The organism is Cellulomonas triticagri, assembly GCF_003696205.1.
Classification (GTDB): domain Bacteria; phylum Actinomycetota; class Actinomycetes; order Actinomycetales; family Cellulomonadaceae; genus Cellulomonas; species Cellulomonas triticagri.
The window spans coordinates 1-25,971 of sequence record NZ_RFFI01000015.1 but is presented as its reverse complement, the minus strand read 5'-3'; the positions used below and the strand labels follow the sequence as shown (position 1 = coordinate 25,971).

Genomic DNA, 25,971 nt, shown 5'->3' with positions numbered 1-25,971 from the left:
GGGCGTGCGACGGGTGCTGCCTGTCGTGCTGGTCGGGGTGCCGGTCCTGCTCGGCCTGCTCGCCGCGGTCGTGGTGCTGGTGTCGGGCCGGTCGCTGCGGGTGCTGGTCGGCGCACCCCTGCCGGTCGTGCTCGCCGGCAGCGGGCTGGCGCTCGGGGCGGTGCTGGCGGCCGCGCTCGCGCTGGTGGCCGACCGGCGCCGGGCGGTCGCCGCCGCGCGGATGGCGGGGGAGGCCGCGGGGCAGGAGGCGGGGCGCGGGGCGCACCGCCGGTTCCTCGCCCGCCTGGACCACGAGATGAAGAACCCGGTGACCGCGATCCGGGCCGCCCTGCCCGGCGTGGTGCCGGACCCGCATGCCCTGGACCCGGCGCGGGCCCGCGCGCACGCGACGCTGCAGCAGCAGACGCTGCGGCTGTCCGGGCTGGTCGCGGAGCTGCGCAAGCTCGCCGAGCTCGAGACCCGGCCGCTTGAGCACGAGGAGGTGGACCTGGAGCAGGTGGTGCGGGACGCGGTGGCGGACCTGTCCGACCAGGCCGCCGCCTCCGGCGTGCCGCGCACGGTGGTCGTGAGCATGCCGCGGGCGCCGTGGCCGCTGCCGACGGTGCGAGGCGACGTCGACCTGCTGTACCTCGCCGTGTCGAACCTGCTGGCGAACGCGCTGAAGTTCTCGCCCGTCACCTCGGGCGTCGAGGTCCGCGGCTCCGAGGACGACGGCGTCGTGGTGGTCGAGGTCGCCGACTCCGGGACGGGCATCCCGGAGCACGAGCTCGACCTCGTCTTCGACGAGCTGGCCCGCGGGGAGGGGGCGCGGGGGACGCCGGGCTCGGGCCTCGGGCTCGCGCTCGTGCGCGTGGTCGCCCAGCGGCACGGCGGCAGCGTGACCCTGCGGTCCCGGCCGGGCCGGGGGACCAGCGCGCGGCTGCGGCTGCCGGTCGGCTGAGAACTCAGCCGCCGGTCGACTCGCGGACGATGACGCGCGGCGTCACCGTCTCGACACCGCCCGGGTCGCGGTCCTCCAGCGAGGCGAACAGCCGCTCGGCGGCGCGGCGGCCCATCATCTGGAAGTTCATGTCGATGCTGGTCAGCGCGGGCCGGCACCCGGCGATCATGGGCTCCCAGTTGTCGAACCCGATCACGGCGACGTCGTCGGGCACCCGCACCCCGCGGTCGTGCAGCGCGTCGAGGACGCCGCGGGCGATCTGGTCGGAGCCGCAGACGACGGCGTCGACGTCCTGCTCCAGCAGCGCCGCGACGCAGGAGCGGCCCCACGCCTCGGACCACGACCCGTACCGGACCGGGCCGACGCGCTCGACCCCGTGCTCGGCGAGGGCGGCGTCGGCCCCGGCGGCCCGGTCGGTCGCGGCGGCGTACGTGAGGTCGCCCGAGACGTGGGCGATGCGGCGGCGGCCGGTGGCGAGCAGGTGCTCGACGGCGATCCGACCCGCGGTCACGTTGTCGGGGACGACGGACGCGTCGGCGGGGTCGGTGGACGGGGCGTACGTGTAGACGACCGGGACGGGCAGGTCGCTGCCCAGCGGGGGTCGGGCGTCGGTCTGCGACCCGACGACGATCAGCCCGTCGACCCGGCGGCCGAGCAGAGTGGACAGGTGGTGCTGCTCGCGGATCGCGTCGCCCCGGGAGTCGCAGAGCAGGACGCTGGACCGCCCGGCGCCGAACGCGTCCTCGGCGCCCATGAGGATCGGCAGCGAGAACCGACCCTCCAGGTCGTGGGTGAGCAGGCCGACCGTCCCGGTGTGCCCGTCGAGCATGGCCCGGGCGAGGGCGTTCGGCGTGAACGACAGCCGCTCGGCGACGTCGAGGACGCGGCGCCGGGTGTCGGGGCTGACCTCGGCCTTGCCGTTGATCGCCTTGGACGCCGTGGCGACCGAGACGCCGGCGAGCTGCGCGACGTCGCGCAGCGTGACCTGGCGTCTGCCGGGTGCGTCGGTGGTCATGGGTGCCCCCTCCTGGTGCTCGGTGGGCAGCGTACGACGAAAACGTCTCGCCCGGGGACCCCGTTGACCGGGACATCATCGCGGTGCTAGCGTCCCGAAAACCGTTTCGGGACGTTTCGTCCCGGGCGACGCACGACCGATGGCCGCGGCACCGACGCCCGGCCACCGACCGCACTCGACGAGGAGACCGGTCCGCATGAACGCACGTCGCTCCAGCCTCATCGCCCTGGCCGCCGCGGGCGCGCTCGGGCTCACCGCCTGCTCCGGCGGGACCAGCGCCGGGGGAGGTGGCGCCACGTCCGACGGCGAGGGCGGGGGCGACGGCGTCGTCACCGTCTGGCACTACTTCTCCGACCCGAACCAGGTCGCGCTCATGGACGCCTACCAGGAGAAGTTCGAGGCGGAGCACGACGCCACCGTCGAGAACGTCTACGTCCCGTACGACCAGATGAACTCCAAGCTCGTGTCGGCCGCGGGCGCGGGCACCGGCCCCGACGTCGTGGTGTTCAACGGCGCGGAGGCCGCGACCCTCGCCCTCGCCGGGGCGCTCGCCCCGCTGGACGAGCAGTGGGACGGCTTCGCCGACGCCGACCAGCTCCCCGACTCCGTGCTGCACCGCGTGGACGGCACCCTGTACGCCGTGCAGGGCTACGTGAACCTGCTGGGCCTCTGGTACAACCAGGACATCCTCGACGAGATCGGCGTCGAGCCGCCCACCACGATGGACGAGCTCGAGGACGCCATGGCCGCCGCGACGGACGCCGGGTACGGCGGCATCACGCTGTCCGGGCTGCCGCAGTCGCAGGGCGAGTGGCAGGCGTACCCGTGGATCAGCGACGCGGGCTTCGACTACGAGAACCTCGACGCCGACGCCCTGGCCTCCGGTTTCGAGCGCGTGCGCGGCTGGGTGGACGACGGCTGGCTGACCCAGGAGGCCGTCACCTGGGACCAGACCGTGCCGTTCCAGCAGTTCGCCGCCGGGCGGACCGCGTTCGCGCAGAACGGCAACTGGCAGATCGGCACCGCCGAGTCCGACGCCGACTTCGCCTACGGCGTGGTCCCGCTGCCGCTCGGCAGCACGGGCGGGGTGTACCTCGGGGGCGAGGGCCAGGCCATCGGCGCGCACGCCGACGACCCGGACCTCGCGTGGGACTACCTGCAGAGCACCTACCTCGACGTCGAGGGCCAGGAGCTCGCGCCCGACCTGGTGGGCTCCATCCCGTCCCGGGCGGACACCGCCCAGGCCGACGTCGTGACCGGCAACGACCTGCTCGACCCGTTCGCCCGCACCATCGCCGACTTCGGCGCGAGCTACCCGTCGCCCGCGATCCCGCCCGCCGCCGTCGCGGACGTGCAGCTCACCGTCGGCCAGGCGTGGTCCGCGGTCATCGGCGGTCAGCAGTCCCCGCGGGACGCGGCCGACCAGGCGGTCGCGGCGCTCACCGGCCAGATCGGCTGACGAGGTGTCCGCACCCGTAACCCCGGCGCCGGTCACGACCCCGCGGGCTCCACGGGACGGCGCCGCCCCCACGACCCGGCGTCGTCGGGGCGGCAGCCGGATCGTGTTCCTGCTGCCCGCGGCCGTGTTCCTCGGCCTGTTCAGCCTGTACCCGCTCGTCCAGCTCGTCCGGATGGCCGTCAGCCAGGTCACCGCGGCCACGTTGAACGCCGACTGGGTGCTCACGGGCCTCGACAACGTCCGCCGTGGCTTCGAGACCGGGCAGACCGGCCCCGCGATCAGCCGCACGCTGGTCTTCGTCGTCGTGGTCACGGTGCTCGGCATGCTGGTGGGCTTCGGCGCGGCGATCGCGCTGCGCACCACGGGCCGCTGGTCGGCGTGGCTGCTCGCCCTCATGGTGTTCGTCTGGGCGCTGCCGCCGGTGGTGAACGGGTCGGTCTGGAAGTTCCTGCTCAACGACGCCGGGCTGCTCAACACGGTGCTGCTGAGCACCGGCCTGCGGGACACGCCGGTGCCGTTCCTCTACGACCAGCACTGGGCGCTGTTCTCCGTCGCGTTCGTCAACGCGTTCGCGGTGATCCCGTTCAACACGCTGGTGTTCCGGGCGGCGCTCATGACCATCGACCCCGAGGTGTTCGAGGCCGCGCAGCTCGACGGCGCGAGCAAGTGGCAGCAGATCCGGCACATCATGGTGCCGTCGGTCCGCCCGACCACGCTCGTGCTGCTGATCCTGACCCTGGTCTACGGGTTCCGGTCCTTCGACTTCATCTACGTGATGACGTACGGCGGCCCGGGCACCGCGACCAACACCCTGCCGTTCCTGGGCTACCTGCAGGCGTTCGTCCGCTACGACTACGGGCTCGGCGCGGCGACCTCCGCGCTCGCCGTCGTCGGCGTGCTCGTGCTCGCCGTGGTCTACGCCCGGAGCATCAAGCGCGAGGAGGCGGACGGATGAGCGTCAAGGCCGGCCCGCTGGCGGTCGCCGCCAAGGTCCTGCTCACCGGAATGTACGGCGTGCCGATCCTGTGGATCCTCCTGACGTCGGTGAAGTCGTCGGACGACGTCTTCGACCCGGGCCGCACGTTCCTGTTCCGGCCCGTGACCACGGCGTACGTCGAGGCGCTGGACGGCGACCTGCTGCGGGCGCTGCTGCAGTCGGTGACGATCGCGACCTGCGCGACCGCGCTGGTCCTGGTCATCGCGATCCCGGCGGCCTACGGCCTGGCGCGCACCCGCGGCTGGCTGCCCACCGCGGCGCTCGGGCTGCTGATCGTGCTGCAGATGATGCCGCAGACCGCCACCGTCATCCCGCTGTTCCAGGCGTTCAGCGGCTGGCGGCTGCTCGACACGACGGCCGCCGTGGTGCTCGCCGACGCGGCGCTGCTCACCCCGTTCGCCACCCTGCTGCTGCGGCCGTTCTTCCGGGCGGTGCCGCCGCAGATCGAGGAGGCGTCGTCCATCGACGGCGCGGGCGTGCTCCGCACCTTCTGGTCGGTCGTCCTGCCGGTCGCCCGCAACGGCGTCGCCACCGTCGGGACCCTGACGTTCCTGCTGGCGTGGGGCGAGTTCCTGTACGCCGTGAACTTCTACCTGACGCCCGGGCAGTACCCGCTGTCCGCGCTGCTCGCCCAGCAGGTGAGCGCGTTCGGCATCAACTGGCCGGGCCTGATGGCGCTGGCCGTCCTCACCTCGATCCCGATCCTCGTCGTGTTCAGCAGCACCTACCGGCTGCTGCGCGACGGCCTGACCGTCGGCGCCGTGAAGTGACCGCCGCCCGACCGCGCCCTGGAGGCGACATGACCGACACGTCCACCCGCACCGACCGCGCCGCGCAGCACGGCCGCCCCGTGGTCCCGTCCACCGCCCGCTGGCGCCCCCTCGGGATCGCCGACGTCCACCTCGATGGTGGGTTCTGGGGCGACCTGCAGCAGCGCAACGCCACCGCGATGATCGCCCACACCGAGCACTGGGTGGAGCGGATGGGCTGGGCGGCCAACTTCGACCTCGCGGCCGCGGGCACGCTGCCCGAGGGCCGCCGCGGGCGGGAGTTCTCCGACTCCGAGATCTACAAGCTGCTGGAGGCGATGTCCTGGGAGGTCGGCCGCACCGGTGACCTCGACCTGGACCGGCGGCTCCGGGCGCTGGCGTCGCGGGTCGCGGCCGCGCAGGAGCCGGACGGCTACCTGTCCACGATGTTCGGCCGGCCCGGGCAGGGCGCTCGCTGGTCCGACCCCGAGTGGGGCCACGAGCTCTACTGCCTCGGCCACCTGATCCAGGCCGGCGTCGCCCGGGCCCGGACGTACGGCGACGACGAGCTGGTGGGGGTCGCCGTCCGTGCCGCCGACCACGTGTGCGACGTCTTCGGCCCAGACGGGCGCCAGGGCGTCGACGGGCACCCCGAGATCGAGCCCGCGCTGGTCGAGCTCTACCGGCTCACCGGTGAACGCCGGTACCTCGACCAGGCGCGCCTGTTCGTGGAGCGTCGCGGGCACGGGGTGCTCGCCGACATCGAGCTCGGCCGGTCGTACTTCCAGGACGACGAGCCGGTCCGCGCGGCCACGACGCTGCGCGGGCACGCCGTCCGCGCGCTGTACCTGGCGGCGGGCGCCGCGGACGTCGCGGTCGAGGACGGTGACGCCGACCTGCTCGGTGCCGTGGAGCGGCAGGTCCGGTCGGCCCTCGCGCGTCGTACCTACCTGACGGGCGGCATGGGTGCCCACCACGAGGGGGAGTCGTTCGGCCTCGACTTCGAGCTCCCGCCGGACCGGGCCTACGCCGAGACCTGCGCCGGGATCGGCTCCGTCATGGCGAACCACCGGCTGCTGCTGCAGTCCGGCGACGCCCGGCACGCCGACGCCGTCGAGCGCACGCTGTTCAACGTGCTCGCTGCGTCGCCGTCGGCCGAGGGCACCGCGTTCTTCTACACGAACCCGCTCCAGCAGCGCGTCCCGGGCGAGGTCCCGGACCCGGACGTCGCCAGTCCCCGCGCGTCGTCCAGCCTGCGGGCGCCCTGGTTCCACGTGTCCTGCTGCCCGACGAACGTCACCCGCACCGTCGCGTCGCTCGGCGCCTACGTCGCGAGCAGCGACGACGACGGGGTGCAGCTGCACCAGTACGCCGCCGGGACCGTCGCGGCGACGCTCCCGGGCGGGCCGGTGCGGCTGCGCGTCGCGACCGCGTACCCGCACGACGGGCGGGTCGTCGTGTCCGTCGAGGAGGCGCCGGACGCGTGGACCCTGACGCTCCGGGTCCCGGCCTGGGCCGCGGGCGCCACCGTGGACGACCTCCCGGTCGCGCCCGGGTACGTCGCCGTCACGGGCCCGGCCGCCGGGGGGCAGGTCGTCCTGGACCTCCCCGTCGCGCCGCGGTTCACCGTCGCGGACCCGCGGGTGGACGCGGTGCGGGGCCAGGTCGCCGTCGAGGCCGGACCGCTGGTCTACGCGGTGGAGTCGGTCGACCTCGGCGTGGACGTCGCGCAGGTGCGCGTCGACGCGACCCGGACGCCGCGGGTGCGGGACGGGTCCGTCACGGTGCGGGCCCAGGTCGTCGCCGTGGCGGAGGAGGACTGGCCGTACGCCGGTGCCGGCGCGACGGACGACGGCGGACGCGCGGGCGCGTCGGTGCCGGACGCGCGCGAGGTGCCGCTCGTGGCGTACCACGCGTGGGGGAACCGCGGCCCGTCGACGATGCGGGTCTGGCTGCCGGTCGGCTGAAGGTCGGGGGTCGTCGTCCGCTGGTGCGGGCGGCGACCCCCGACGCTCAGCCCCCGACGCCCTTGTCGCGCCGCCGCAGGTACCGCTCGAACTCCTGGGCGATGGCCTCGCCGGACGCCTCGGGCAGGTCGGCGGTGTCCTTCGCCTCCTCGAGCTGGCGCACGTACTCGGCGATCTCCTCGTCCTCGCCCGCGAGCTCGTCCACGCCGTCCTGCCACGCCGCGGCGTCCTCGGGCAGGTCGCCGAGCGGGATGCTCTCGCCGGTCAGCGCCTCGATGCGCTGCAGCAGCGCGAGAGTCGCCTTGGGCGACGGCGGGTGCGCGACGTAGTGCGGCACGGCGGCCCACAGCGAGACGGTGCGCAGCCCGCGCGCGGCGGCCTCGTGCTGCAGCACCCCGACGATGCCGGTCGGGCCCTCGTAGGAGTTCGACTCGACGTCGAGCTCCTCGCGCACGGCGGCGTCCTCGGAGGTCGCCGTCACCGGGATGGGCCGGGTGTGCGGGACGTCGGCGAGCAGCGCGCCGAGCGTCACGACGGTCTGGACGTGCAGGCCGTCGGCGATGTCCAGCAGCTCGCGGCTGTACCGGCGCCAGCGCATCGAGGGCTCGATGCCGTGCACCAGGACGACGGTGCGGCCGCTGCGGGGCGCGGTGGCGACGGCGACCGCCGTGGACGGCCAGGTGATCTCGCGGCGCCCGTCCGGACCGGCCCCGACGACGGGGCGGTTCACCTGGAAGTCGTGGTACTCCTCGGGGTCGAGCTCGTCCACCTGCTCGGCGCCCCACACCTCGTGCAGGTGCTCCAGCGCCTGGCTCGCCGCCGACCCGGCGTCGTTCCACCCCTCGAACGCGGCCAGCAGGATGGGGCCCTGCTCGTCCTGCCCCGCGGGGGTGCTCGCCTGCTCGGTCATCCGCCCACCCTATGACGTGCGGGGGTGTCGGACGCGGCAGGGATGATGTGCTGCGTGCCGCACGTCCTCGTCGCCGCCGACCCGGAGCGTCCGGGTGGCGTCGTGCTGCGCGAGGCCGCGGACGCGGCGGCAGCGGCGGCCGGCGACCTGGGCCCCGAGCAGCGCGTGGGGCTCGCCGACCTGCCGGGGGTCGTGGCCGAGCGAGAGTCCCGGGACGCCGCCGACCCGCCGCGCTGGGTCTGGGAGGACACCGAGCGGTGGTACCCGGACCTGCTGACCGCCGGGGTCCGGGTGCGGCGCGCCCACGACCTGCGCCTCGCGCACACCGTCCTGCGCCGGAGCACCCGCACCGCCGCGACCACCCTCGCCCGGTCGCCCGAGGGACCGTGGGACCTGCTGGCGCCCGCGACGCACCCGGACGAGCCCGAGGTCGCGGAGCCCAGCCTGTTCGACGACCTGCCCGACGACGCGCCGCCGGAGTCCGTGCCCGTCCTGGACGTCGCGGCCGAGCTCGCCCGCCAGCTCCGCGCCCTCACCGAGGCGGGCGACGACGGCCGGCTGCGTCTGCTCGTGGCCGCCGAGTCCGTCGGCGCGCTGATCGCCGCGGAGATGCGGCACGACGGCCTGCCGTTCCGCACCGACGTCCACGACGCGCTGCTCACCGGACTGCTCGGCCCGCGCCCGGCGCGGGACGGTGACCGCCCGGACCGCCTCGCCGCGCTGGCCGAGCGGATCGGCGCGGCCCTCGACCGGCCGGGCGTGAACCCGGACTCGCAGCCCGACCTGCTGCGCGCGCTGCGGGCGGCGGGCGTCGACGTCGCCTCGACCCGGACCGCGGAGATCCGCGCGGTCGACCACCCGGTGCGCGACCCGCTGCTGGAGTACAAGAAGCTCGCCCGGCTGCTGTCCGCGAACGGGTGGGTCTGGATGGACCGGTGGGTGCAGCACGGCCGGTTCCGGCCCGACTACGTGCCCGCGGGTGTCGTGACCGGGCGGTGGGCGAGCAGCGGCGGCGGCGCGCTGCAGCTGCCGTCCGTCATCCGAGACGCGGTGCGCGCCGACCCGGGGTGGCGGCTCGTCGTGGCGGACGCCGCGCAGCTCGAGCCGCGCGTGCTCGCCGCGATGTCGGGCGATGGGGCGATGGCGGCGGCAGGGCGGCAGGCGGACCTGTACGCGGGCGTCGTCGCGGCCGGCATCGTGCCGGACCGGCAGCACGCGAAGTACGCGATGCTCGGCGCGATCTACGGAGCGACCACCGGGGCGAGCGCGGCGCTGATGCCGCAGCTCGCCCGCGCCTACCCGCGCGCGGTGGCGCTGGTCGAGGAGGCGGCGCGCGCGGGGGAGCGTGGCGAGCAGGTCACGACCTGGCTCGGTCGCTCGTCGCCGCTGCCCGGTGCCGCGTGGCTCGCCGCGCGGCAGGCGGCCTCGGCCGAGGGCGCCGCGCCCGAGGACGCCCGGGACGCCCGGCGGCGCTCGCGCGACTGGGGGCGGTTCACCCGCAACTTCGTCGTCCAGGGCACGGCGGCCGAGTGGGCGCTGTGCTGGATGGCCGTGCTGCGGACCCGGCTCGCGGACGTCCCCGGCGGGGCGCACCTGGTCTTCTTCCTGCACGACGAGGTGATGGTCCACGCCCCGGCCCCCGTCGCCGACGAGGTCGCGACGATCGTCCGCGAGGCGGCGGTGGAGGCGGGCCGCCTGCTGTTCGGGGACACCCCGGTCGAGTTCGCGCTCGACGTCTCGGTGGTGGACAGCTACGCGGATGCTGTGTGACGCTTCGTTAGGTAGGACGGTCTACTTAACGGAAGGGCGGGCAGATGGTGCCGAGCACGAGGCGGCGACCCGCCCGCGAGCGGCTGCTCGCTGCCGCGTCCGCCCGGTTCTACGCCGACGGCATCGCGGCGACCGGTGTCGACACGATCACCGCCGAGGCGGGCGTCGCCAAGATGAGCCTCTACAACAACTTCCCCTCCAAGGCGCACCTGGTCGACGCGTACCTCGACGCCCGGCACGCCGAGTGGCTGGCGCTCTACCGCGACCGGGTCGCCGCCGCCGGGGACGACCCGCGTGCCCGGGTGCTCGCCGTCTTCGACGCGTACCTCGACCACGCCGACGCGTTCTACCCCGACGGCTTCCGCGGCTGCGGCCTGCTCAACGCCGCCGGGGAGCTGCCCGCGGGCGATCCGGGACGCGCCACCATCCGGGCGCAGAAGGAGGAGGTCGAGGCGATCGTCGCCGCGCACCTGCGCGACCTGCTGCCCGACGACGTGCCGCGTGCCGCCGCGCTCGCCGAGCACCTGGCGTTCCTGCTGGAGGGCAGCACGTCCCGCGCCGGGCTGGAGGGCGACGACCGGCGCATCCGCCACGCCCGTGCGATCGCGGTGGACCTGCTGGACGCCCGGTGACGGCACCGGGCCCGGTGCGCGCGGGCACGGGTACGGCGACAGGAGCAGGTGCGGGGACGGGTCGGGGCGCCGGTCCGACGGTCCCGGCGGCACTCGGCGCCGCGCCGCCCGCCCCGGGGCGTGGGCCCGCGGTCGGTGTGCTGGCGGTCCTCGTCGCGTCGGTGCTGTGGGGCACGACCGGCACCGCCGCGACGCTGGCCCCGGACGTCGGTCCGCTGGCCATCGGCGCGGCGGCGATGGGCGTCGGCGGCCTGCTCCAGGCGGCGACGGCGTGGCGGCTCGTCCGCGCCCACGGGGCCGCGCTGCGCCGGCGCCCGGGTCTGGTCGCGTTGGGCGGCCTCGCCGTCGCCGTCTACCCGCTGGCGTTCTACTCGTCCATGCACGTCGCGGGCGTCGCCGTCGGCACGGTCGTCTCGTTGGGCTCCGCGCCCCTGGCGGCGGCGCTGGTCGAGCGCGTCGTGGACGGCCGACGGCTGTCGGGGCGCTGGGTCGCGGCCGCCGCGACCGGGCTGGTCGGCATCGTGCTGCTCTGCCTCGGGAAGGTGCTCGGCGGCGGGTCGGGCCCGGGTGTCGCGGGTGCCGGTCCCGGGGGCGCGGGGTCGCTGCTCGGGATCGCGTGGGGCCTGGTCGCGGGGCTGACGTACGCGCTGTACTCCTGGGTCGCGCACCGCCTGATGCTCGGCGGGGTGCCGTCGCGCGCGGCGATGGGGGCGGTGTTCGGCGTCGGCGGCGTGCTGCTCCTGCCCGTGCTGGCGGTGACGGGGGCGCCGCTGCTCGCGTCGTGGGGGAACGCCGCCGTCGGTGCGTACATGGCGCTGGTCCCGATGTTCGTGGGCTACGTGCTCTTCGGCCTCGGGCTCGCGCACGTCCCGGTGAGCACCGCGACCACGCTGACCCTGCTCGAACCGGCGGTCGCCGCCGTGCTGGCGGTGCTGGTCGTGGGGGAGCGCCTCCCGGCGGTCGGCTGGGCGGGCACCGGCCTCGTGGTCGTCTGCCTGGTGGTGCTCACGGTTCCCGTGGGGGCGGGCGCCGGGCGTCGGCTGCGGCGCCGTCGCCTCCTACGCTGGACCCCGTGACCGTCACCGAGCCGCACCCCGCCCCGTCGCCGACGGCCGAGCGCGTGGTGCTCGACGCCGCGACCTGGCGCGCTCGGGCGGACGCGCACGCCGAGCGGGCCGACGCGCTGACCGCCGGGCACCGGGCGCGGCGCGCCAGCGGCGAGCGGCACGCCATCGAGGACTTCCTGTTCGAGTACTACCCGGCGAAGCCCGCCCACCTGCGCCGCTGGCACCCCGGCGCCGGATCCGCCCTGGCCGACGCCGCCGACGCCCCGCAGGCGGCGTGGCGCTGGTACCGCACCGCCGCGGACGCGACGGTGGCGCTCGACGTCGAGGCGTTCCTCGCCGACCGCGGGAGCACCGTGGAGTACGTCCGCGCCCTGCTGTCCGCCACGGCGTCCCGCCCCGCCGCGACGGGCTGCTTCGGGCTGCACGAGTGGGCGATGGTCTACCGCGAGGGCGACGCGCACCGCCACCCCCTGCCGCTGCGCCTGGGCGAGGAGGGCACGGACGCGGTCGTGGAAGGCCACCGCATCCGGTGCACGCACATCGACGCGTTCCGGTTCTTCACCCCCGACGCGGTCCCGCGCAACACGCTGCAGCCGACGCGGGAGACGCAGGTCGCGATGGAGCAGCCGGGCTGCCTGCACGCGAACATGGACCTGTACAAGTGGGCGCTGAAGCTCGGTCCCGTCGTCCCCGGTGACCTGCTGCTCGACTGCTTCGAGCTCGCGCTCGCGATCCGGTCCACCGACATGCAGGCATCGCCCTATGACGTGTCGTCCTACGGGCTGGAGGCCGTCGCGATCGAGACGCCCGAGGGCAAGGCCGAGTACGTCCGCCGGCAGCGCGACTTCGCCGCCCGGTCCCAGGTGCTGCGCGCCCGCCTGCTCGCGGCGCTGGACGTGGTCAGCCCCTGACCGAGGCGGTGCCCTCGTGCGGCAGCCCGGCGCCGCGAGGGCTGGCACCGTCCTCCGGGTGCGCGACGTCGTGCTCGCCGCCGTGCTCGTGGGCGAGCGGGTCGGTCGTCTCGAACCCCATCGCCGCCGCGGCCCGGGCCAGGGCCTTGTCGTGCGTCGCGACGATGACGCGCCCGGGGCCGACCCGCACGGCGGACGCGAGGTGCAGGCAGTCGAGGGACTTCAACGGCGTCGGCACGGCTGCGGCCTCGGTCAGCAGGTCGTCGTCCACCGGGAGGTGCTCGACCGCGTCGAGGAGATCGACCGCCGAGCATGCGCCTGGCGCGCCGACCCGGACGAGGTAGCGGGCGACCTCCAGCCCGAGGAGGCCCGACGAGACGAGCGGTCTCCGGTGGCCGACCTGGGCGTCGAACCAGGCGCGCGCTCGTCGCGTGCTGTCGAGCACGTGGATGGCGACGGAGGAGTCGAGGTAGCAGCGGGTCTCAGTGCGCGACGTCATAGCCGAGCTCGATGAGGATCCGGTCGATCTCCTCGTGGCTGCGCCGCGGGTGATCCGGGAGGCGCACCGCGGACAGCGGCAGGCGTGCGGGGATCAACCGGCCCTCGGCGACGAGGCGGGCGAAGAACTCGTCGGTCGACTCGCCGTCGCGCGTCGGATCGGGGACGTGGCGGTCCTGGGTCGTGGTCACGGGCACCTTCTCCATCTGGCGGAACGTAGCAGCGGGTCGGAGCCGTTGAGTGGTGCGGCCGACCCTGCTGCGGACGGGGCGGTCACCCCGTGCCGATGACGCTAGGTGGCGCGTATCGCGTGACAGGACCCGCCACCCGCAGGCCTGGGGACGGTGCACGCCCGAGCCGCCTGTGGACGGCTCGGTGCCCGCTCCTCGACCGGCGCGGACCCGCTCAGCCCGCGTCCGACCCCGCGGCCTCCGCGACCTCGCCGTCCGCGACCATCGCGTCCAGCAGCCGGTCGACGGCCGCGGGGGACAGGACGTGGTCGACGGCCATCGCGGACGCCCCGAGGATGCCGACCTGCGACCGGGCCTGCGAGGTGACGATCCGCAGGTGCTGTGTCGCGAGCGGCAGCGACCGCTGGTAGACGACCTCGCGGATCCCGGCGATGAGGTGCTCCCCGGCCTCGGCGACGACACCGCCGATGACGACGAGCGACGGGTTGAGGAGGCTGACGCAGGCCGCGAGCACGGAGCCGAGCTCGCGCCCGGCCTGCCGGACGGCGCGCCCGGCGGCGAGGTCCCCGGAGCGGACGAGGGCGACGACGTCGGCGCCGGTCTGGGCGTCGAGCCCCGCGCGACGCAGGTGCTCGGCGACGGCCCGCCCGGAGGCGACGGCCTCGAGGCACCCGAGGTTGCCGCAGCGGCAGGGGACGTCGTCGGCACCGGGCACGGCGATGTGGCCGATGTCGCCCGCGGCGCCCTGGGCCCCGCGGCGCAGCCGCCCGTCGGAGATGATCCCGGACCCGATGCCGGTGGCGACCTTGACGAAGAGCATGTCGCTGACGTCGGGCCAGGCGGACCGGTGCTCGCCGAGGGCCATGAGGTTGACGTCGTTGTCGACGAGGACCTCGGGCCCGCCGAGCGCGTCGGACAGGATGCCGCGGACGTCGGCGTCGTCCCAGGACGGCATGATCGGCGGGTTGATGGGCCGGCCGGTGGAGTGCTCGACGGGCCCGGGCAGGCCGACGCCGACGGAGACGAGGTCGTCGAGGGGGCGCCCGGTGCTGGCGACGAGGGCGCGGCCGTGCTCGGCGATCCAGCCCAGGACGGCCTCGGGCCCGTCGGCGATGGCGATGCTGGCCTCGGTGGACGCGAGCACGGTCGACGCGAGGTCGGTGACGGCGAGGCGCGCGTGGGTGGCGCCGAGGTCGACGGCGAGGACGACGCGGGCGCTGGGCCGGAACGCGAAGGTGGTGGGGGGCCGGCCGCCGGTGGAGGACGCCTCTCCGGCGGGGGCGATGAGCTCGGCGGCCATGAGGACGTCGACGCGCGCGGTGATGGTGGAGCGGGCCTGCCCGGTGGCGGCGGCCAGGTCGGCGCGGGTGCGCGGCCGCCCGTCGCGGAGCAGCTGGAACAGCTCACCGGCGCCCGCGTGGCGGGTGGGGAGCCTGACGACGTCCTGCATGGAGCCCAGTGAACCAGAAAAGTCCCACCACTTGTGACGGTCACGAAACGGTAACTCGGACAAACCAGGTCGAACTTATGCTTGACGCCCGACAGAAGTGCCGCCTAGGTTCGCCACATGGTCACCGTGGACCCCCAGCAGCCCCCGCTGCTCCAGATGCGCAGCATCGTCAAGCAGTTCCCCGGCGCCCGCGCCCTGGACGGCGTGGACCTGGACGTCGTGCCGGGCGAGGTGCACTGCCTGCTCGGCCAGAACGGCGCGGGCAAGTCGACGCTCATCAAGGTGCTCGCCGGCGCCCACCAGCCCACCGAGGGCGAGGTGCTGGTCGACGGCGAGGTCGTCACCATCGCGAACCCGGTCGCCGCGCTGCGGCTCGGCGTCGCGACGATGTACCAGGAGCTCGACGTCGTGGCCGGCCTCACCGTCGCCGAGAACGTCTTCCTCGGGCACGAGCTCGCGACGGCGGGCGTGTCCCGCCGCCGGGAGGCGCGGCGCCGCACCCGCGAGATCCTGGCCCGCCTCGGGCACCCAGAGATCTCCCCGCACCACGAGGTCGGCTCGCTGCCCGCCGCCGCGCAGCAGATCGTGTCGATGGCCCGCGCGCTGTCCCACGACGCCCGCGTCATCGTCATGGACGAGCCGTCGGCGGTGCTGGACTCGGACGAGGTGGAGAACCTGTTCCGCGTCGTGCGGGAGCTCACCGCCGCGGGCGTCGCCATCGTCTACATCTCGCATCGCATGGAGGAGATCCGCGCGATCGGCGACCGGATCACGGTCCTCAAGGACGGCCGCACGGTCGCCCGGGACCTGCCGGTGGCGTCGACGCCCACCCGCGAGCTGATCCGGCTGATGACGGGCCGCTCGGTCGAGTACGCGTTCCCGGAGGGCACGGACCTGCCCGCCGACGCCCCCGTGGTGCTCGACGTGGCGGGGCTGTCGCTGCGCGGGGCGTTCACGGACGTGACGTTCCAGGTGCGGGCGGGGGAGATCGTCGGGCTCGCGGGCCTGGTCGGCTCGGGCCGCTCCGAGATCCTGGAGACCGTGTACGGCGCGCGCCGCGCCACCACCGGCACCGTCGAGGTGGCGGGTCGCCGGCTGCGTCCGGGCCAGGTCCAGGCCGCCGTGCGGGCGGGCGTGGGCCTCGCCCCCGAGGAGCGCAAGGCGCAGGGCCTGCTGCTGGACGAGCCGGTCTACCGCAACATCACGCTGTCGACGTTCGGCCGGTTCGCGAAGGGCGGGATGCTGGACGAGCGCGCCGAGCGCCGCACCGCCCAGGAGCAGGCCGAGGCGCTCGACCTGCGCCCGACCGGCGTCGACCGCGCCATCCGCACCCTGTCCGGCGGCAACCAGCAGAAGGCGATGCTCGCCCGCTGGCTGGTGCACGGCTGCCGGGTGCTGCTGCTGGACGAGCCGACCCGCGGCGTGGACGTCGGCGCCCGCGCCGAGATCTACGCCCTGGTGCGCCGGCTCGCCGACGAGGGGGCCGCCGTCGTGGTCGTGTCCTCCGAGATCCCCGAGGTGCTCGGTCTGTCGGACCGGGTGCTGGTCGTGTCCGACGGCCGGGTCGTCCACCAGGGCCCCGCCACCGCCATCGACGAGCACGCCGTGCTCGACCTCGTCATGGAAGGAAGTGCCGCGTGAGCGAGCACCAGCTCTCCGCCCAGCCCCCGGGCACGACCCCCGCCCCGCCCGCCGCCGACGAGTCGGCCCGGGTCGAGCAGGTCGCCCGGGAGGCCTCGGGCCGCACCCGCCGCGGCGGGTCGTCGGGCGGCGCCGCCCGCATCCTCGGCCTCGTCGTCGCGCTGGCCGCGATCTGCGTGGTCGGGGCCGTCACCTCGGGCAGCCGGTTCGCCAGCCTGGACAACCTCACGGTGATCGTGAGCACCGCCTCCATCATCGGGGTGGTGAGCATCGGGATGACGTTCGTCATCACCGCGGGCGGCATCGACCTGTCGGTCGGGTCCGTGCTGGGGCTGTCGTCCGTGTGGGCGACGACCGTGGCGACGCAGACGATGGCGGACCAGTACGGCTGGATCGTCATGGTCGGGTGCGCCCTCGCGGTCGGCCTCGCCGCGGGCCTGATCAACGGTGTGCTGATCGCGTACGGCCGGGTGGTCGGGTTCATCGCGACGCTCGCCATGCTGGTCGCGGCGCGTGGTCTCGCCGAGCTCATCGCGGGTCGCCGCACGCAGCTGGTGAACGTGGACTCGTTCTCCTCGACGTTCAAGGGCGACCTGCTCGGCGTGCCGAAGATCGTGTGGATCTTCGCGGTGGTCGCTGTCGCCGGGTGGTTCGTGCTGAACCGCACGACGTTCGGCCGCCGCACGATCGCGGTGGGTGGCAACCCGGAGGCCGCGCGCCTCGCCGGCATCGCGGTCAAGCGGCACACGATGTACCTGTACGCGCTGTGCGGCCTGACCGCGGGCATCGCGGGCGTGATGATGCTGGCCCGCACCGGCGCCGGGTCGTCCACGAACGGCACGCTCTACGAGCTGGACGCCATCGCCGCGGTGGTCGTCGGCGGCACGCTGCTGGCCGGTGGCCGCGGCACCATCGTCGGCACGGTGCTCGGCGTCCTGATCTTCGCGACGCTGACCAACATCTTCGTGCAGAACAACCTGGACTCCTCGGTCCAGTCGGTCGTCAAGGGCGCGATCATCATCGCCGCCGTCCTCCTGCAGCAGCGGTTCACCACGCGCACCCCGCGCAGCGGTACCTAGGCACGCACACGCACCCCCACGGACGCCGCCCCGCGGCGGCCGCGGCACCGCACACCCCGAACCACGCCCACCCAGCCACCCGGACATCGTCGAAGGAGATCCCATGTCCACCTCGCTCACCCCGCGCCGCGCCCGACGTCGTCGTCCCGCGCTCGCCGCGACGGCCCTGCTCACGGTCGGGCTGCTGGCCGCCTGCACCTCGAACGCCCCGGCCGAGGAGGAGGGCGGCGGCACGGACGCGGCCCCGGTCGCGGTGTCCGACAACGACGAGCCGGGCGAGACCGTCGTCATCGGCTTCTCCGCCCCCGCCGCCGACCACGGCTGGATGGGCGCGATCACCACGGCCGCGCAGGCCGAGGCCGAGAAGTACGAGGACGTCGAGCTCCGGGTCGCCGAGGGCACCAACGACGTGAACCTGCAGATCAGCCAGATCGAGCAGTTCATCAACGACGGCGTCGACGCGATCGTGCTGCTGCCGTTCGACGGCGGTGCGCTCACCGACGTCGCCACGCAGGCCATGGAGGCCGGCATCCCGGTGATCAACGTGGACCGGGAGTTCTCCAGCCCGTTCGCGTCCCGCGCCACCGTGCTCGGCGACAACTACGGCATGGGCGTGTCGGCCGGCATGTACATCTGCGAGCAGCTGGGCGACGACTCGTCGGCCGTGGTCGCGGAGATCGCCGGCATCGACTCGCTGCCGCTGACCCAGGACCGCAGCCAGGGCTTCGCCGACGCGCTGGACGGCTGCGGCCTCGAGGTGAGCAACCGCGTCGCGGCGGACTTCACGGTCCAGGGCGGCGAGCAGGCGGCGGCGAACCTGCTGCAGGCGGCGCCCGAGATCGACGCCATCTGGAACCACGACGACGACCAGGGCGTCGGCGTGCTCGCGGCCATCGAGAACGCGGGCCGCGACGAGTTCTTCATGGTCGGCGGTGCGGGCTCCGCGAACGTCATGCGGGAGATCCAGAGCGGCGACTCGGTGCTGCAGGCGACGGTCATCTACCCGTCGACGCAGGCGGCGGACGGCATCCGCCTGGCCCGCCTGGTGGCGCACGACAAGTCGCTGGCCGACCTGGCGTCGTCCGGCGTGCCGCGCACGATCCAGCTGTACGCGCCCGTCGTGACGGCGGACAACGTCGACCAGTACATCGACTCGGCCTTCGAGTCCTGACCCGGGTCGCGGCAGGGCCGGTCGGCGCGTCGGGGACCTCCCCGGCGCCGGCCGCCCGGCCCCGCCGCGCCCACCCGAGGAGGCTCTCGTGACCGACGAGACGACGACGCTCGGCGTCGGCATGGTGGGGTACGCGTTCATGGGCGCCGCGCACTCGCAGGCGTGGCGCACCGCCCCCCGGTTCTTCGACCTGCCGCTCACCCCGGTCATGCGGGTGCTGGGCGGACGGGACGCGGTGGCGGTCAAGGCCGCCGCGGACCGGCTGGGCTGGCAGGACACCGCCACGTCGTGGCAGGACCTGGTGGCCCGCGAGGACGTGGACCTGGTGGACGTGTGCACCCCCGGGCGCACCCACGCGGAGATCGCGGTGGCGGCGCTGGAGGCGGGCAAGCACGTGCTGTGCGAGAAGCCGCTGGCCAACACGATCGAGGAGGCCGAGGCGATGGTCGCCGCGGCCGAGGCGGCGGCGGTGCGGGGCGTGCGGTCGATGGTCGGCTACACCTACCGGCGGGTGCCGGCGGTGCAGCTCGCGCGCCAGCTGGTCGCGGACGGCCGGATCGGGACGGTGCGGCACGTGCGCGTGCAGTACCTCCAGGACTGGCTGGCCGACCCCGAGGCGCCGCTGTCGTGGCGGCTCGACAAGCAGGCGGCCGGGTCGGGCGCCCTGGGGGACATCGGCTCGCACGCCGTGGACCTCGCGCAGTTCGTCACGGGCGAGCGGCTGACCGGCGTCTCGGCGGTGCTGGAGACGTTCGTGCACGAGCGGCCGGTGGCGGCGGAGTTCGCGGGGCTGCACGGGTCGAGCGGACCGGACGCCGCGCGCGGCCCGGTGACCGTGGACGACGCGGCGGTGTTCCTGGCGCGGCTGTCCGGCGGTGGGCTCGGCGTCTTCGAGGCCACCCGGTTCGCGACGGGCCGCAAGAACGCGATCCGGCTCGAGGTGAACGGTGAGCGCGGGTCCCTCGCGTTCGACTTCGAGGACATGAACGTCCTGCACTTCCACGACGCGACCGAGGACGCGACGACCGCCGGGTTCCGCCGGGTGGTCGTCACGGAGCCGCAGCACGCGTACGTGGCGCAGTGGTGGCCGCCGGGGCACGGGCTCGGGTACGAGCACGCGTTCACGCACCAGGTGGTCGACCTGGTCGGGGCGATCGCGGCCGGCGAGCAGCCGACGCCGTCGTTCGCCGACGGCCTGGCGGTGCAGCGGGTGCTCGACGCCGTCGAGCGCAGCGCCGCGGACGGCAGCCGCTGGGTCGCGCTGACCTGAGGTCGCACGCGCCACCAGCACACCGACGTGACGGAGCACCGCTCGAGGGGGAGAGGGGGTGGGGACTCGTGCCACCGGCGGACGACGACGTCGGCCGGGTGAGGAGGTCGGGTTCCGACACCGTGGGGACGACGCAAGAACCCGACCTCTGTGACGACACTCCAGAGGAGCTGCATCACTCATGAAGCGTATCGAGCCGCGGGCGCACCGCGGCAGGAGAACGGTGGCCGTCACCCTCGCGGGCGTGCTCACCGTGACGGGTCTGGCGCTGGGCGCCGCACCCGTGGTGGCCCACGACGGCGTGGACCACGGGGCCGAGCCCGGTGCCGACGCGGCGCTGGACTGGGGCAACTACGAGAAGACCACCCTGACCAAGGACGTCGGCGAGCCGCTGGACCTCGCGGTGCTGCCCGACGGCCGCGTGCTGCACACCGCCCGCAACGGCGACGTGCGGCTCACCGACCCCGCCACGGGCGTCACCCGGATCACGAACACGATCCCGGTGTACGCGAACTCCGAGGACGGGCTGCAGTCCATCGGCATCGACCCGGACTTCGCGGAGAACAACTGGGTCTACCTGGTGTACGCGCCGATCAGCGGCACGCCCGCCGGGTCGGCGCCGAACACGCTGCCCGCCGGGCAGGACGAGTCCTACTGGGACCAGTGGGTCGGCGTGAACCGGCTCTCGCGGTTCCAGTGGACCGGCAGCGGCCTGGACCTCGCGTCCGAGCAGCAGATCCTCGACGTCGAGGTCCAGCGCGGGCAGTGCTGCCACGTGGGCGCCGACTTCGACTGGGACGCCGACGGCAACCTGTACCTGTCGACCGGTGACAACACCCCCGCCGGCACGCCGGGCGCCAACGGCTTCGCGCCCAACAACGACGCCCCGGGCATGAACCCGGGCTTCGACGCCCGCCGCGGTGCGGGGAACACGAACGACCTGCGCGGCAAGATCCTGCGGATCCACGTCGAGGAGGACGGGACGTACACGATCCCGGAGGGGAACCTGTTCCCCGAGGGGACCGAGGACACGCGCCCGGAGATCTTCGTGATGGGCGTGCGCAACCCGTTCAAGATCGACGTCGACCCGGAGACGAACTCGCTGTCCTGGGGTGACTACGGCCCGGACGCCACGTCCGCCGTCGCCGCCACCGCGGGGCGCGGCCCGATGGGCCTGGTGGAGTGGAACGTCGTCTCGCTGGACGACCCGCACAACTCCGGCTGGCCGTACGTCCACGGCGACAACTTCGCGTACAACGACTGGGACTTCGCCACGGCGACGCCGGGGGCGTTCTTCGACCCGGAGAACCTGGTCAACGACTCGCGGTGGAACACCGGCCTGACGAACCTGCCCCCTGCTCGCCCGGCCACGCTCTACTACGGCGACGCCCCGGGCGACCAGCCGTGGGACGAGCTGGTGAACTTCGGCACCGGGAACGGCCAGGGCCCGATGGGCGGGCCGGTCTACCACCGCCCGGACGACGCCGGACCGGACGCCTGGCCGGCGTACTGGGAGGGCAAGGCGTTCTTCGGCGAGTTCTCGCAGGACTACCTGGCGGCGTTCACCGTCGACTGGGACACCTTCGAGGTCACGCACATCGAGGACGTCACGCCGAACGCGGCGATCACGGCCGAGGGCTGGCCGCCGGTCGACAACCCGATGGACATCGAGTTCGGCCCGGACGGGTCGATGTACGTCCTCGACTACGGCGACGGCTTCTTCCGGGCCAACCCCGACGCGGGGCTGTACCGGATCGCCTACGCCGAGGGGAACAAGGCGCCGCGCGCCGCGTTCACCGCGACCCCGACGTCGTCGTCGACGGCGCCGCTCACGGTCGAGTTCGACGCCTCGGCGTCGAGCGACCCCGAGGGCAGCGACCTGACGTACGAGTGGGACGTCGACGGGGACGGCACGTTCGACGCCACCGGTGTCACGGCGGAGCACACGTACACCGAGATCAAGGCGTACACGGCGCGGCTCAAGGTCACCGACCCGGAGGGCAAGTTCACGCTCACCTCCCGGGTGATCTCGGTCGGCAACCAGGCGCCCGAGGTGACCATCGCCCAGCCCGGCGACGGGGCGTTCTTCTCCTGGGGCGACGCCATCCCGTACCGGGTGACGACGCAGGACGCCGAGGACGGCGCGGCCACCGAGTGCAGCCGCGTGTCCTGGACGTACGGCCTCGGCCACGACGAGCACGCCCACCCCGAGGTCTCGGGCACGGGCTGCGCGGGTGCGTGGAAGACCGACGTGAACTCCCCGGAGCACGGCCCGGGCGCGCTGCTGTACGGCGCGGTCGTGGTCACGTACCGCGACGCGGGCGCGAACGGCCTGCCCGCCGCCACCGGCGAGGCGACGCTGCGGCTCAACCCGAAGGAGCAGCAGGCCGAGCACGCCGCGACCCGCACGGGCGTGGCGGTCTACGCCGACGAGTCCGCCTCCGGCGGCAGCGCCGTCCGGGGTCTCGGCGCCGGGGACAGCCTGCGGTACGCGCCGGTGAACTTCGGCGGCATCACGGGCGCCGTGGTCCGGGCGTCCGGCGGCGGCGAGGTCCAGCTCCGCTGGGGCGCGGCCGACGCGGCACCGTTCGCGACGGCCACGATCCCGGCCGGGTCCGGCTGGAAGGACGTCGAGATCACCTTCGACGCCCCCGAGGGCACGGGCGAGCTGTTCGTCACCTCGGCCGACGAGCTCGCGCTCGACGCCGTCACCATGGTCGGTGCCGGTGCGGGCGACGTCACGGCCCCGACCGTGGCGCACACCCTGGCCCCGGCGGCACCCACGGGTGCCGGCGGCGTCTACACCGAGCCGGTGCGGTTCTCCGTGCAGCCGACCGAGAACGGCGCGCTCGCGAGCGTGCAGTACTCGCGCGACGGCGGGACCACCTGGGTCAACCTCAGCGCCAACCAGCAGTACGGCGTGACGTTCTCCGAGAGCGGCGCGTACGACCTGCGGTACCGGGCCACCGACACGGCGGGCCTGGTCTCCGAGGTCGGGCAGGTCGCGTTCACCATCGACCTGGACGCCCCGGAGGAGCCGACCGTCGGCACCACCACCACGGCGACCGTCGCCGCGGCGCGGGTGCCCTACGGCGCCCCCGGTGCGGTCGCGGTGGTCGTCGGGGCGGCCGAGGGCGCGGCGACCGGCGAGGTCGTCCTCACCGTCGGCGAGACCGAGGTCGGCCGCGGCGAGCTCGGCGCGGACGGCACGGCGTCGATCGCGCTCGACCCGACCCTGGGCGTCGGCACCCACACGGTGACCGCGTCCTTCCTCGGCGGCGAGGTCTTCCAGCCGTCGTCCGGCACCGTGCGGCTGACCGTCGCGCGCACCACCTCCACCGTGACCGCCACGGTGTCGCCCAACCCGGTCAAGCCCGCCGTCGCCGCCAAGGCCACCGTCCAGGTGACCACGGCCAGCGGCGTCGCGGCCCCGGGCGACGTCACCGTGACTGTCAAGCGCAACAACGCGGTGGTGGCCACGCTCACCGGGACCCTCGACGCCTCCGGCGCGAGCGTCGTCACCCTCGGGCGCCTGCCCGTGGGCACCTACAAGGTCGACGTCGCCTACGCCGGGACCCCCGGCATCGGCGGCGCCACCGCGAGCACCACCCTGACCGTCCGCAGCTGACCGCGCGCCGGCCGGCCCGGGCTGCGCGTCAGCCCGGGCCGGACCGGCCGTCTCGAAGGAGAGACATGAGCACGCACCAGCACGCCTCCCTGCCCGCCCGGCCGATGAGCCGGCGGTCGCTGATGAAGGCCCTCGCGGCCTCCACGGTGGCCGTGGGCGTCGGGACCGCCCTCGGCAGCTCCGCCGCGGGCGCCGCGGGCCCGCTGCCCGCCGCGGCACCGGGGGTGGGGCGCACCCGCCTCGTCCCGGCCAACCGCATCGGCATCCAGCTGTTCACCATCCGCGACAAGGTCAGCTCGCTCGGCTTCCGGGCCGTGTTCGAGGAGCTCGGCCGCATCGGCTACGCCGAGGTGGAGTTCGCGGGCTACACGCAGGGCAACGTCGGGGCGATCACCCCGGCGGAGATCCGGACGCTGCTCGACGACAACGGCCTGCGGGCCGTGGGCAGCCACGTCAGCACCCAGCTGCTGCGCACCGACCTGGCCAACCAGATCGACATCGCGCACACCCTCGGCATGCCGCACCTCGGCACCGGCAATGCCCCGACCAACACCGCCACGAAGGAGGGCTACCTCGCCGCGGCGGAGGAGTGGAACGGCTGGGGCGAGCAGGTCCGGGCCGCCGGGCTGAAGCTCTACCAGCACAACCACGACGGGGAGTTCCGGTTCGACCCGGTCGACCCGTCCGTGCGGCTGTACGACGTGTTCTACGACAACACCGACCCGGACCTGGTGTACCTGGAGATGGACATCTACTGGGCCTACGTCGGGCAGCACAAGTACCCCGGTTTCGAGCCGGTGGACTACGTCCTGCGCAACCCGCGGCGCTACCCGCTGCTGCACCTGAAGGACGGCAAGGCCAACGAGGCCAGCGCCAACGGCTACGACATCATCGAGTTCGGCGCCGGCGACCTGCCCTACCAGCAGTTCCTGTCCCAGCTGCGCACCCGCGGGCAGCACTTCGGCCTCTACGAGCAGGACAACGCGTCCTCGACGGCCGTGCCGCCGAACGCCGTCGACTCGTTCGGCAACGCGGACCGCAGCTACGACGCCATCGCCGGCCTGCGCGGCTGAGAGGGAGACGACCATGAAGCGCATCTACTCGGTCCCGACCGCGCTGGTCGGGACGGTCGGGCTCGTCCTCCTCGGCGCCACGGCGGCGCAGGCGGTCAGCACCGACTGCACCACCGACCTGGGCGACCAGGCCGTCACCGGCGACCTGCGGGTCCCCGCCGGTGCCACCTGCGTCCTGGGCGGAGCGACCGTCGAGGGCAGCATCACCGTCGAGGCGGACGGCTGGCTCGACGCCACGTCGGTGACGGTCACCGGCGACGTCGTCGCCACCGACCCGTACGGCGTGCTGCTGGACGGCACGCGGGTCGACGGCGACGTGTCGGCGTACACCACCGGCAGCCGCGTCGGGTTCCTGTACCTCAACGACCTCACGGTCGGCGGCGACGTCGCCGCGGGCGGTCTCGACGTCGAGGTCACGGCGTCGGAGATCGGCGGGAGCCTCACGACGCAGGCGGCGACGTACGTCGACCTGCTGCAGACCGGTGTCGGCGGCGACGTCGCCGTCGCGGACTCCGACTGGGGCGTCACCGTCGCCGGGGCGGTCGTCCGGGGCTCGGTGTCCGTGACCGGCAGCAGCCGGGACGTGCTCGTCGGCGCCACCGCCGACGGTGCGGCGGACACGTGGGGCAACACCATCGGCCAGGACCTCGTGCTCACCGGCAACACCGCGAACCTGCGGGTGGCGGGCACCACCGTCCTCGGCACGATCCGCCTCGCCGACAACGACCCCGCGGCGGCCTTCGGGCCGGGCAACACCGCCGGGGCCGTCGACGGCGAGCACACCGGCGACGCGCCGGGCGAGGTCGCCGCGGGGGACCAGTCCCTCGCCGTGACCGTCCCGGAGCAGCGGGCCGGTGAGCTCGTGTGGTCCCTGGAGGGCACCTCCGGCCTGGTGAACCTCGGCGTCGCCGAGGAGCTCGAGGACCGGTACCAGGCCACGGGCGAGATCGTCCCGGTCCGGGTGCAGGACACCCGGGCGGGAGACCCCGAGTGGTCGATCACCGCGCAGGTCAGCGACTTCACGGCCGGGGACCAGACCCTGTCCGCGAAGCACCTGGGCTGGACGCCCGAGGTCCTGGAGAACGGCGGCGACGCCGTGGCCGGGCCCGCGGTGCCGTCCGGGTTCGAGGAGGGCGACGGCCTGTCCGTGGCCCGCACGCTCGCGAGCGCCGAGACCGGGCACGCCCGGGGTGCCTCGGTCGTCGGGGCGGACCTCGACCTGCAGCTCCCGCTCGACACCCCGTCGGGCACGTTCACCGCGACGCTGACGCTCACCGCGCTCAGCTAGCACCGGGCGACCCGTCCCGTCCGTCCCGCCCGCCGGCTCCTCGTCGCCGGCGGGCGGGACGGGCACCCGCTCCCGCAGCAACCTCGCAGCACCCCGCAGCACCCGCACCCGTCGTCACCGTCGACCCGGAGGCCCCGCCGTGATCCGCACCCGCGTCCCCGCCGCCCTGCTCGCGCTCGCCGTCGCCGCCGTGCTCGGCGCGGCGCCCGCGGTGGCAGCCGCACCAGCGCCCCCGGCGGACCCTGCCCCCGGTGCCGCCGACGCC

21 protein-coding genes are annotated in these 25,971 nt (G+C 74.6%); 16 read left to right on the top strand and 5 right to left on the bottom strand.

Features of this window, described 5'->3' with window-relative positions:
* Window positions 1–4 precede the first annotated feature (4 nt).
* Window positions 5–940 carry a sensor histidine kinase gene (locus EBM89_RS04350; protein ID WP_122148234.1) on the top strand — a complete coding sequence of 312 codons (936 nt, stop codon included), beginning with the start codon at window positions 5–7 and terminating at the stop codon, window positions 938–940.
* A gap of 4 nt (window positions 941–944) precedes the next feature.
* Here EBM89_RS04350 and EBM89_RS04345 read toward each other — a convergent pair whose 3' ends face one another.
* Window positions 945–1,955, bottom strand: a complete 1,011-nt coding sequence (locus EBM89_RS04345; RefSeq protein WP_122148233.1) for a LacI family DNA-binding transcriptional regulator — start codon at window positions 1,953–1,955, stop codon at window positions 945–947.
* Between the two features lie 196 nt (window positions 1,956–2,151).
* On the opposite strand from EBM89_RS04345, the gene EBM89_RS04340 reads away from it, so the two are divergent.
* From EBM89_RS04340 to EBM89_RS04325, 4 genes are all read left to right on the top strand, one after another.
* On the top strand, window positions 2,152–3,414 hold the full coding sequence (locus tag EBM89_RS04340; RefSeq protein ID WP_158609481.1) for a sugar ABC transporter substrate-binding protein: 1,263 nt from the start codon (window positions 2,152–2,154) through the stop codon (window positions 3,412–3,414).
* A gap of 103 nt (window positions 3,415–3,517) precedes the next feature.
* Entirely contained in the window at window positions 3,518–4,369 is an 852-nt protein-coding gene (locus EBM89_RS04335; protein ID WP_122148231.1) for a carbohydrate ABC transporter permease, read from the top strand.
* Entirely contained in the window at window positions 4,366–5,181 is an 816-nt protein-coding gene (locus EBM89_RS04330) for a carbohydrate ABC transporter permease (protein WP_122148230.1), read from the top strand. Before EBM89_RS04335 ends, EBM89_RS04330 begins: the two co-directional genes overlap by 4 nt.
* Window positions 5,182–5,210: 29 nt before the next feature.
* Complete coding sequence (locus EBM89_RS04325; protein WP_122148229.1) at window positions 5,211–7,127, top strand: glycoside hydrolase family 127 protein; 1,917 nt, start codon at window positions 5,211–5,213, stop codon at window positions 7,125–7,127.
* 46 nt (window positions 7,128–7,173) lie between these two features.
* Here EBM89_RS04325 and EBM89_RS04320 read toward each other — a convergent pair whose 3' ends face one another.
* Window positions 7,174–8,037, bottom strand: a complete 864-nt coding sequence (locus EBM89_RS04320) for a PAC2 family protein (RefSeq protein WP_122148228.1) — start codon at window positions 8,035–8,037, stop codon at window positions 7,174–7,176.
* Window positions 8,038–8,091: 54 nt separating this feature from the next.
* Here EBM89_RS04320 and EBM89_RS04315 point away from each other — a divergent pair, with 54 nt between their 5' ends.
* The 4 genes from EBM89_RS04315 (at window position 8,092) to EBM89_RS04300 (ending at window position 12,417) form a co-directional block, all read left to right on the top strand.
* Entirely contained in the window at window positions 8,092–9,807 is a 1,716-nt protein-coding gene (locus EBM89_RS04315; protein ID WP_233571531.1) for a bifunctional 3'-5' exonuclease/DNA polymerase, read from the top strand.
* Between the two features lie 44 nt (window positions 9,808–9,851).
* Entirely contained in the window at window positions 9,852–10,439 is a 588-nt protein-coding gene (locus EBM89_RS04310; protein WP_122148227.1) for a TetR/AcrR family transcriptional regulator, read from the top strand.
* Between the two features lie 137 nt (window positions 10,440–10,576).
* Window positions 10,577–11,515, top strand: coding sequence for a DMT family transporter (locus tag EBM89_RS04305; protein WP_439647162.1), 939 nt, complete (start codon window positions 10,577–10,579; stop codon window positions 11,513–11,515).
* Window positions 11,512–12,417 carry a 3-methyladenine DNA glycosylase gene (locus EBM89_RS04300; RefSeq protein WP_439647161.1) on the top strand — a complete coding sequence of 302 codons (906 nt, stop codon included), beginning with the start codon at window positions 11,512–11,514 and terminating at the stop codon, window positions 12,415–12,417. The genes EBM89_RS04305 and EBM89_RS04300 overlap by 4 nt, the downstream gene beginning before the upstream one ends.
* Here the strand turns inward: EBM89_RS04300 and EBM89_RS04295 are convergent.
* The 3 genes from EBM89_RS04295 to EBM89_RS04285 form a co-directional block, all read right to left on the bottom strand.
* On the bottom strand, window positions 12,407–12,916 hold the full coding sequence (locus EBM89_RS04295) for a type II toxin-antitoxin system VapC family toxin (RefSeq protein WP_122148226.1): 510 nt from the start codon (window positions 12,914–12,916) through the stop codon (window positions 12,407–12,409). The genes EBM89_RS04300 and EBM89_RS04295 overlap by 11 nt on opposite strands.
* Window positions 12,900–13,121, bottom strand: coding sequence for a hypothetical protein (locus EBM89_RS04290; RefSeq protein ID WP_122148225.1), 222 nt, complete (start codon window positions 13,119–13,121; stop codon window positions 12,900–12,902). Before EBM89_RS04290 ends, EBM89_RS04295 begins: the two co-directional genes overlap by 17 nt.
* A gap of 199 nt (window positions 13,122–13,320) precedes the next feature.
* The gene (locus tag EBM89_RS04285; RefSeq protein WP_122148224.1) at window positions 13,321–14,556 is read right to left on the bottom strand and encodes an ROK family transcriptional regulator; all 1,236 of its coding nucleotides are present in this window, start codon (window positions 14,554–14,556) and stop codon (window positions 13,321–13,323) included.
* A gap of 117 nt (window positions 14,557–14,673) precedes the next feature.
* On the opposite strand from EBM89_RS04285, the gene EBM89_RS04280 reads away from it, so the two are divergent.
* The 7 genes from EBM89_RS04280 (at window position 14,674) to EBM89_RS04250 (ending at window position 25,706) form a co-directional block, all read left to right on the top strand.
* A complete protein-coding gene (locus EBM89_RS04280; protein ID WP_122148223.1) occupies window positions 14,674–16,197 on the top strand; it encodes a sugar ABC transporter ATP-binding protein in 1,524 nt (507 codons plus the stop codon).
* Window positions 16,194–17,276, top strand: a complete 1,083-nt coding sequence (locus EBM89_RS04275) for an ABC transporter permease (RefSeq protein ID WP_122148222.1) — start codon at window positions 16,194–16,196, stop codon at window positions 17,274–17,276. The genes EBM89_RS04280 and EBM89_RS04275 overlap by 4 nt, the downstream gene beginning before the upstream one ends.
* Window positions 17,277–17,379: 103 nt before the next feature.
* Window positions 17,380–18,447 carry a substrate-binding domain-containing protein gene (locus EBM89_RS04270; protein WP_122148221.1) on the top strand — a complete coding sequence of 356 codons (1,068 nt, stop codon included), beginning with the start codon at window positions 17,380–17,382 and terminating at the stop codon, window positions 18,445–18,447.
* A gap of 121 nt (window positions 18,448–18,568) precedes the next feature.
* A complete protein-coding gene (locus EBM89_RS04265) occupies window positions 18,569–19,717 on the top strand; it encodes a Gfo/Idh/MocA family protein (protein ID WP_122148257.1) in 1,149 nt (382 codons plus the stop codon).
* Window positions 19,718–19,940: 223 nt separating this feature from the next.
* Entirely contained in the window at window positions 19,941–23,345 is a 3,405-nt protein-coding gene (locus EBM89_RS04260) for a PQQ-dependent sugar dehydrogenase (protein ID WP_233571530.1), read from the top strand.
* A gap of 65 nt (window positions 23,346–23,410) precedes the next feature.
* Window positions 23,411–24,418: a sugar phosphate isomerase/epimerase family protein gene (locus tag EBM89_RS04255; protein ID WP_233571529.1), complete on the top strand. Its 1,008-nt coding sequence runs from the start codon at window positions 23,411–23,413 to the stop codon at window positions 24,416–24,418.
* Window positions 24,419–24,431: 13 nt separating this feature from the next.
* Window positions 24,432–25,706 (top strand): hypothetical protein, encoded by a 1,275-nt coding sequence (locus EBM89_RS04250; protein WP_122148219.1) that lies wholly within the window; start codon window positions 24,432–24,434, stop codon window positions 25,704–25,706.
* Window positions 25,707–25,971: the final 265 nt, after the last annotated feature.

Bases quoted from the DNA above. Each gene is read 5' to 3' on its own strand.
- EBM89_RS04345 (WP_122148233.1), bottom strand. From the start codon at position 1,955: ATGACCACCGACGCACCCGGCAGACGCCAGGTCACGCTGCGCGACGTC.
- EBM89_RS04340 (WP_158609481.1), top strand. From the start codon at position 2,152: ATGAACGCACGTCGCTCCAGCCTCATCGCCCTGGCCGCCGCGGGCGCG.
- EBM89_RS04330 (WP_122148230.1), top strand. From the start codon at position 4,366: ATGAGCGTCAAGGCCGGCCCGCTGGCGGTCGCCGCCAAGGTCCTGCTC.
- EBM89_RS04325 (WP_122148229.1), top strand. From the start codon at position 5,211: ATGACCGACACGTCCACCCGCACCGACCGCGCCGCGCAGCACGGCCGC.
- EBM89_RS04320 (WP_122148228.1), bottom strand. From the start codon at position 8,037: ATGACCGAGCAGGCGAGCACCCCCGCGGGGCAGGACGAGCAGGGCCCC.
- EBM89_RS04310 (WP_122148227.1), top strand. From the start codon at position 9,852: ATGGTGCCGAGCACGAGGCGGCGACCCGCCCGCGAGCGGCTGCTCGCT.
- EBM89_RS04295 (WP_122148226.1), bottom strand. From the start codon at position 12,916: ATGACGTCGCGCACTGAGACCCGCTGCTACCTCGACTCCTCCGTCGCC.
- EBM89_RS04290 (WP_122148225.1), bottom strand. From the start codon at position 13,121: ATGGAGAAGGTGCCCGTGACCACGACCCAGGACCGCCACGTCCCCGAT.
- EBM89_RS04285 (WP_122148224.1), bottom strand. From the start codon at position 14,556: ATGCAGGACGTCGTCAGGCTCCCCACCCGCCACGCGGGCGCCGGTGAG.
- EBM89_RS04280 (WP_122148223.1), top strand. From the start codon at position 14,674: ATGGTCACCGTGGACCCCCAGCAGCCCCCGCTGCTCCAGATGCGCAGC.
- EBM89_RS04270 (WP_122148221.1), top strand. From the start codon at position 17,380: ATGTCCACCTCGCTCACCCCGCGCCGCGCCCGACGTCGTCGTCCCGCG.
- EBM89_RS04265 (WP_122148257.1), top strand. From the start codon at position 18,569: ATGGTGGGGTACGCGTTCATGGGCGCCGCGCACTCGCAGGCGTGGCGC.
- EBM89_RS04255 (WP_233571529.1), top strand. From the start codon at position 23,411: ATGAGCACGCACCAGCACGCCTCCCTGCCCGCCCGGCCGATGAGCCGG.
- EBM89_RS04250 (WP_122148219.1), top strand. From the start codon at position 24,432: ATGAAGCGCATCTACTCGGTCCCGACCGCGCTGGTCGGGACGGTCGGG.